Consider the following 7,770-nt stretch of genomic DNA (forward strand, 5'->3'; position numbering starts at 1 on the left):
CGGACGTCGATGGGCGTGAGTTCATCGACTTTGCCGGTGGCCTCGGCGTGCTCAACGTCGGGCATGTACCGCCTGAAGTGGTGCGAGCGATACAAGAGCAGGCAGCCCGTTACCTCCACACCTGCTTCAGCGTCATGATGTACGAACCGTACGTGCAGCTTGCCCGAGAGCTGTGCGAGCGCGTCCCCGGTGACTTCCCGAAGAAGACGATGTTCACCAACAGCGGGGCCGAGGCCGTCGAGAACGCCGTCAAGGCGGCGCGCGCGTACACCGGCAAGCAGGCCGTCATCGTGTTCGAGTACGGCTTCCACGGCCGAACCCTGCTCACCATGGCGATGACCAGCAAGGTGAAGCCGTACAAGTTCGGCTTCGGAACCCTCGCGCCCAACGTGCATCGCGCGCCCTATGCCTACTGCTATCGGTGTCCCCTCGGCAAGACCTACCCGTCGTGCAACGTGGCCTGCGCCGACACCGTCGCTGACATGTTCAACACCCACGTCGATCCAGACGAGGTGGCGGCCCTGGTCGTGGAGCCGGTGGCGGGAGAAGGCGGCTTCATCGTCCCTCCCCCTGAGTGGCTGCAGCGTCTCTCCGAGATCTGCAGGCAGCGCGGTGTCGTCTTCGTAGCCGACGAGGTGCAGTCGGGAATCGGCCGTACCGGCAAGATGTTCGCCGTCGAGCACGCGGGCGTTGCGCCCGACATGCTCACCAGTGCCAAGTCGCTGGCTGCGGGGGTCCCCCTGGGCGCGGTGACCGGCCGCGCCGAGATCATGGACGCCCCCATCGTGGGTGGCCTGGGCGGCACATACGGCGGCAATCCGCTGGCCTGCGTGGCCGGACTCGAGGTGCTGGCCATGATCGACCGCGATCGCCTCCTCGACCGCTCCCGCGAGATCGGCAAGCGCATGATGACGCGCTTCCAGGCCATGCGCGAGAAGCATCCGCTGATTGGAGACGTGAGAGGCCTGGGCGCGATGGTGGCCATCGAGCTCGTGTCCGACCGAGAGAAGCGAACCCCTGCAAAAGAGCAGACTTCGAAGGTCATAAAGAAGGCCTATGAGCGCGGGCTGCTGCTGCTCAAGGCCGGCGTGCACGACAACGTCGTGCGAACCCTTGTCCCTCTCGTGGCCGACGATCGTACCATCGATGACGGCCTCGACATCATCGACGACTGCCTCGCGGCGGTCGGCGCCGAAATGACGGTGACGAAATGAAGATAGCGGTTCTCGGTGGAGCGGGCGCCATGGCGCGCATCACGCTTCTCGACCTCGTATCGTGCAAGGAAATCGAGCGCATCCTCGTGGCCGACCTGAGCCTTGAAGCCGCCACCGCGGTCATCGAGAGCCTCGACGACGAACGGCTGGAGGCGGCCGCCGTCGACGTGCGCGATGTCGAAGCGACGGCAGCCATCATCGAAGGCTACGACGTGGTCATCAACAGCACGCAGTACTACTTCAACCTCGAGGTCATGAAGGCGGCGCTGCTGGCCAAGGCTCACTACATCGATCTCGGCGGCCTGTTCCACATGACCCGCAAGCAGGTCACCCTCGACGACGACTTCCGCAAAGCGGGCCTCCTGGCCATCCTCGGCTCTGGAAGCACGCCCGGCATCACCAACGTGATGGCGCGGTACGCGGTCGACAAGCTCGACCAGGTCGAAGCCATCGACATCAAGATCGGCGCCGCCGACCTCGACCCCGGCAGCGCATTCTCGAGCCCCTATTCGCTCGACACCATCATCGACGAATGCGCGATGTCACCGTACATCTACGACGATGACCACTGGATAGAGCTGCCCCCGTTCAGCGGCGGCGAGAACGTCACGTTCCCCTCACCCATCGGCGCGGCCACAGCGCACTACACGCTGCACTCCGAGGTCGCCACGTTCCCGGTGTCATTCAAGGCAAAGGGCATCCACCGGGCCACCTTCCGCCTCGCCCTTCCCGAAGAGTTCGTGAAGACCGTCAAGACATTGGTCGACCTCAACCTCGCCGACGACACGCCCCGCGACATCCGCGGCGTCTCGGTGAAGCCGCGCGACGTGCTGCTCAACGTGCTTCGCCCGAGGCCCGGCGCGAGCGATACCATGCCCAACGACTGTGACTGCCTGCGCGTCGACGTGAGCGGAAGCCGTGGCGGACGCAAGGTCACCATCACCCTCGAATCGCTGGTCTTTCCGCACGAAGCCTGGCGGGCCAGCGCGGGCGCCCTCGACACGGGCGTGCCGCCGTCGATCATGGCGCAGATGATCGCCCGCGGCGACATCAAGGAGAGAGGCACACGCTCTCCCGAAGAGTGCGTGCCGCCGCTTCCCTTCTTCGAAGAGCTTGCGCGACGGGGCATGCACGTTGACGCCATCGTGCGGGAACCCCTGAGTTGACCCAGAGCCTTTCCTCGTCGTCCGCTCCCCCGCGGCCGACCGAGGAACTGCTGCGGCCGGCGGTCGTTCTCGAAGGCGTGCACCGCCGCTTCGGTTCAGTCGCGGCCGTCAACGGGCTCGACCTCGCCATCGGAGAGGGCGAGTTCTTCTCCTTCCTCGGTCCTTCCGGTTGCGGGAAGACAACAACCCTGCGCCTCATCGCAGGGTTCGAGACACCCGACGCGGGACGAATCCTGCTCCAGGGACAAGAGATTCAGCATCTACCGCCCTATCGGCGCAATGTGAACACGGCTTTCCAGAGCTATGCGCTCTTCCCGCATCTCGACGTGTTCGAGAACATCGCGTTCGGCCTGCGCCGGCGAGGCGCCAGCCGAACCGAGATCGCCGAGAAGGTCGCGTGGTCCTTGCAGCTGGTGCAGCTGACAGGGTACGAAAAGCGCCGCACCACCCAGCTGAGCGGGGGCGAGCAGCAGCGGGTCGCCATGGCCCGCGCGCTGGTGAACACCCCCGCCGTGCTGCTGCTCGATGAGCCCCTGAGCGCACTCGACGCAAAGCTGCGCCACCAGATGCAGGTCGAGCTCAAGCGAATCCAGCGCGAGATCGGCATCACCTTCGTTCTCGTCACCCACGACCAGGAAGAGGCCCTCACCCTGAGCGACCGCATCGCGGTGATGAACAAGGGGCGGTTCGAGCAGGTAGGAACGCCCACCGAGATCTACGAGCGCCCCCGCACGCGATTCGTCACCGAGTTCGTGGGGGCCAGCAACATCTTCGGAGGCACCGTGCGGGCGCAGGGGGGCGGCGAGGTCCAAGTCGAGGTCGACGGCGTGGGGCTCGTTCGTGTGGCCCACGATGGCAGCGTGCAGTCGGGCGACACCATCGAGCTCTTCGTGAGACCGGAGAAGATGCGCCTGTCGCATCAAGCGCCGAGCACCGACGAGAACCGGCTCGAAGGCATTCTGCGCACCGTCGTCTACCAGGGACCCGTCACCCGCTACGAGGTCGAGGTTGCGAGCGGACGCTCAATCGCGGTCACCGTGACCCATCTGCACATCCCAGCGGACCTGCGGCCAGGCGAGACGCTCTGGGTCAGCTGGAGCGCGTCATCCGGACGAATCCTGGCGAAGGAATGACCCCGGGGGCGATCACACGCTCGTCCCCACCCACCTGAACCCACGGCACAAGGAGCACGAAGATGCAGAAGATGTTCATCGGCGGAGAATGGGTCTCGGCTTCAAACGGGGCCGAGATCAAGATCATCAACCCGGCCACCGAGGAGGTGGTCGACACCGTGCCCTCCGGCACGAAGGAAGACGCCGAGCGCGCGGTGCAGGCGGCGAACGCGGGGTTCAAGATCTGGGGGCGCATGACGGGCGTGCAGCGTGGCGAGCTTCTGCACGAGGTCGCGGAGAAAATCAAGGAGGCGAAGGAAGACATTGCCCGCATCCTCACCCTCGAAGGGGGCAAGCCCCTCAAGGAGAACCGCGACGAGATCGACTGGGTGGTGGCCTGCTTCCGCTACTACGCCGAGATCGGACGCAACCGCCGCGGGCGCGTGATTCCCTCGGTCGAGGCCTCGCAGCTGGCGATGGTGCTCAAGGAGCCGTTCGGCGTGGCAGTGTGCATCGTCCCCTACAACTACCCGCTGCTGCTGATGGCGTGGAAGGTGGCGCCCGCGCTCGCAGCTGGCAATTCGGTCATCATCAAGCCCTCGAGCATCACACCGCTGTCGACCCTCGCGATGGGCAAGATCTTCGACCTGCTGCCCACAGGCGCGGTGAACATCATCACGGGGAGCGGTGAGGCGGTGGGCGATACCCTCATCTCCCATCGCAAGACCCACGTCATCGCCTTCACCGGAAGCCTCGAGACCGGCCGTCGCATCGCCCGCATGGCCGCCGAGAGCTTCAAGAAGGTGTCGCTCGAGCTCGGCAGCAAGGACCCGTTCCTGGTCTGCGAGGACGCCGACGTGGCCATCGCGGCCAAAGCGGTGGCCTGGGCCTCGTTCCTCAACTGTGGGCAGGTGTGCACCTCCACTGAGCGCGTCTACGTGCACGAGCGCATCGCCGCGCCCTTCATCGAGGCGCTGGTCGAGTTCACGCGAAGCCTGCGAATCGGGAATGGCCTCGAGCCCACCACCGACATCGGCCCGATGGCGCGTGGGCACTACCGCCAGAAGGTCGAGGAGCAGGTCGCCGCGGCCCAGGCCAGCGGCGCGCGCATCCTGACCGGGGGGCGTCGACCAGACGGCTTCTCCAAGGGGTTCTTCTTCGAGCCCACCGTGATGGTCGATGTCAACCACGACATGCGCATCATGCGCGAGGAGACCTTCGGGCCGGTGGCGCCCGTGATGACCTACCGCGACTTCGACCACGCCATGGCCCTGGTCGATGACACCGAGTTCGGGCTGGGCGCCATCTGCTACACCAAGGACGCCGAGAAGGCCAAGCGATTCTTCGAAGAGGTGAAGGCGGGCACGGTGTGGATCAACGACCCGCTCACCGACAATGACGCCGGCCCCTTCGGCGGCATGCGCATGAGCGGCGTCGGGCGTGAGCTCGGAGAGGAAGGGCTCGACGAGTTCCAGGAGACCAAGCACGTGCACTGGGATTTCGTCCAGGAAGAGAAGGATTGGTGGTACCCGTACGCCCGTTGAGCACCCTGCGCATACTCGCACCGCGCCACGGCCCTCGCGGCTCGACGCGCATGGGAAGACGCGCCTTCCTCTCGCTGGCGGGAGGCGCGCTCACCATGGCCGCGCTGGGCACATCGGGCTGCCGATCGCAGGCCCTCGAGGCGAACCAGCTCAACCTGTACAACTATCCGAACTACATCGCACCCGACACCATCCCGGAGTTCGAGAAGCGCTTCGGTGTGCGCGTGGTGTACGACAACTACTCGGCCCAGGACACGCTCGAGGCCAAGCTTCGCATCGGCCGCTTCGGGTACGACCTCGTGGTGGCCAGCGACTACAAGGTTCGCCGGTTCTGCAAGGCCAACATCGTGCAGCCCCTCGACAGCGCGCGCATCCCCAACATCTCGAACCTGTTCGACTGGTTGCGGGACGCGTCATACGACCCGGGCAACCGATATTCTATTCCCTGGCAGTGGGGCACGACGGGCATCGGATACAACAAGAAGTACATCACCGATTCGGTGACAGGATGGTCTGCTCTGTGGGACCCGCGCTTCAAGGGACGCATCGACATGCTAAACGAGCGACGCGACTGCATCGCTGTCGCGCTGCTGCGCCTCGGCTTCTCGGTGAACACCCTGAACCCCCGCGAGCTCGACCAGGCTCGCGACCTGCTCATCGACCAGCGCCCGCTGCTGAAGCACTACACCAGCGACACCTACATCGATGAGATGGCGGCCGATGACGCCTGGATCTGCGAGGGATGGAGCGGCGATGTCTTCCAGGCCATCGCCGACAACGCCAGCGTGGCGTATGTCATTCCCCAGGAAGGGTCGATGCGCTGGGTCGACAGCATGTGCATTCCCGTCGGCGCGCCGCACAAAGCCCTTGCCGAGCAGTTCATGAACTACGTGCTCGAGCCGGACGTGTCGGCCCGTCTGTCGAACGCAGTCGAGTTCGCAAGTCCGAACAAGGCCGCGCTCCCGCTCATCAAGCCGGAGATGCGAGAGAACCCTCTCATCTATCCGCCCCCAGAGGTGATGCGGAGACTCTCGTTTCTCGAAGACCTCGGAACAGAGGGTGACGCGATGTACAATCGCGTTTGGGAACAGGTCAAGCTGGCACGAAAGGGAGATACCGCGTGACCGATCGAGCCAACGACGCGCCAGCGACCCCGACGGGTGGTCAGGGCCTGCTTCTCGCCCCCATGGTGGGATACCTCATCGTCTTCCTGGTCGTCCCGCTGATGCTGGTCTTTCACGAGAGCCTTCGCGGGGGAGGAGCCGGCGGTGGGCTGGGCCTGGGAAACTACCTCGACTGCCTCAGCGATCGCTACCTCGCCGTGCTCGTGCGCTCTGCGGCGTATGCGGGCAGCGCCACGCTGGCCTGCCTGCTGCTTGGCTATCCGCTCGCCTACTGCATCGCCATGTACGGGGAGCGGCGCAAGAACACGCTGCTCCTGCTGGTCATGCTGCCCTTCTGGACCTCCTACCTGGTACGCATCTACGCGTGGCGAACGCTTCTGGCCGGCAAGGGGTTCCTCAACATGCTGCTGCTCGACATGGGCGTCATCCACACACCGCTGGCCATCCTGAACACACCGCTGGCGGTGGTGCTGGGACTCACCTATGGCTTCCTGCCCTTCATGACCCTGCCCCTCTACACCTCGATCGAGAAGCTCGACCGCACCCTGCTCAACGCGGCCCTCGATCTGGGAGCCACGCCTTTGTCAGCGTTCGTGCGCGTCGCCCTGCCGCTCACGCTGCCCGGCATCGTCGCCGGCGTCGTGCTCACCTTCATTCCCGCCCTGGGCGACTTCGTCACCGCAGACCTCATCGGCAGCCCCGAGACACAGATGATCGGCAATGTCATCGAGTCGAAGTTCTTCGTGGAGAACGACTGGCCGCACGGTTCAGCCCTGGCCTTCCTGCTGATGGGCCTGCTCATGATCGGACTCTTCACCCAGGCGCGTCGCGCCCATGACGAGGGAGGGATCGCATGAGCCGCAAACGCCCCTGGCCGCTCTACGCCTACGCCGGAATGGTGTACGCCTTTCTCTACGCCCCCGTGCTCGTGCTCGTCGCCTTCTCCTTCAACACGAGCAAGCGCAACGCAGCGTGGCGCGGGTTCACGCTCGACTGGTACCGACAGCTGCTCACCGACCGTGAAATAATCACCGCGCTGCTAAACAGCCTGGAAATCGCGGCAACCGCGACCATCATCGCCACAATACTCGGCACCCTGGGGGCCCTTGCGCTCTCGCGCAGCGACTTCAAGGCGCGAACCTTCTATGAGACGCTCATCTTCATCCCCATCGTGATCCCTGAAGTGGTGATGGGTGTCGCACTGCTCACGCTCTTCGTTGCCATGGGCGTGACGCTCGGCCAGACAACGGTCATCCTGGCCCACGCCGCATTCAGCATCTCGTTCGTCTCGGTCGTGGTCCGGGCACGCCTCCAGGGCAGCCCTCGCAACCTCGACGAGGCCGCCGCGGATCTTGGCGCCACGCCCTGGCAGACCTTCTGGCACGTGACGCTGCCCCTCATCTCGCCAGGCGTTCTGTCCGGCGCGCTCCTGGCATTCACGCTCTCGTTCGATGACTTCGTGATCAGCTTCTTCAACTCGGGTGCGGGAGGCACCACACTTCCCATCAAGGTGTATTCGATGATCAAGTTCGGCATCAGCCCGATGATCAACGGTGTCTCTACAATCATGCTGGCCGTCACCTTCATTGCCCTGCTCATCGCCGACCGGC

Annotated in this window: 7 protein-coding genes; all 7 read left to right on the forward strand. The window is 64.9% G+C overall.

The genetic code is table 11. From position 1 onward, the window contains the following. Positions 1-1,214 (forward strand): 4-aminobutyrate--2-oxoglutarate transaminase (gabT, locus tag EB084_15260; protein NDD29615.1); only part of this gene is annotated, 1,214 nt, incomplete at its 5' end. Further along, positions 1,211-2,380 (forward strand): hypothetical protein, encoded by a 1,170-nt coding sequence (locus EB084_15265; protein ID NDD29616.1) that lies wholly within the window; start codon positions 1,211-1,213, stop codon positions 2,378-2,380. The genes gabT and EB084_15265, both read left to right, overlap by 4 nt. After that, complete coding sequence (locus EB084_15270; protein NDD29617.1) at positions 2,377-3,513, forward strand: ABC transporter ATP-binding protein; 1,137 nt, start codon at positions 2,377-2,379, stop codon at positions 3,511-3,513. The genes EB084_15265 and EB084_15270 overlap by 4 nt, the downstream gene beginning before the upstream one ends. A gap of 71 nt (positions 3,514-3,584) precedes the next feature. Then, on the forward strand, positions 3,585-5,036 hold the full coding sequence (locus EB084_15275) for an aldehyde dehydrogenase (GenBank protein NDD29618.1): 1,452 nt from the start codon (positions 3,585-3,587) through the stop codon (positions 5,034-5,036). Further along, entirely contained in the window at positions 5,033-6,160 is a 1,128-nt protein-coding gene (locus EB084_15280) for a spermidine/putrescine ABC transporter substrate-binding protein (protein ID NDD29619.1), read from the forward strand. Before EB084_15275 ends, EB084_15280 begins: the two co-directional genes overlap by 4 nt. 62 nt (positions 6,161-6,222) lie before the next feature. Next, the gene (locus tag EB084_15285; GenBank protein NDD29620.1) at positions 6,223-7,017 is read left to right on the forward strand and encodes an ABC transporter permease; all 795 of its coding nucleotides are present in this window, start codon (positions 6,223-6,225) and stop codon (positions 7,015-7,017) included. Further along, positions 7,014-7,770, forward strand: a 757-nt coding sequence (locus EB084_15290) for an ABC transporter permease (protein ID NDD29621.1), incomplete at its 3' end; no start/stop codon positions are given. The genes EB084_15285 and EB084_15290, both read left to right, overlap by 4 nt.

It is taken from the genome of Pseudomonadota bacterium (assembly GCA_010028905.1).
GTDB lineage: Bacteria > Vulcanimicrobiota > Xenobia > RGZZ01 > RGZZ01 > RGZZ01.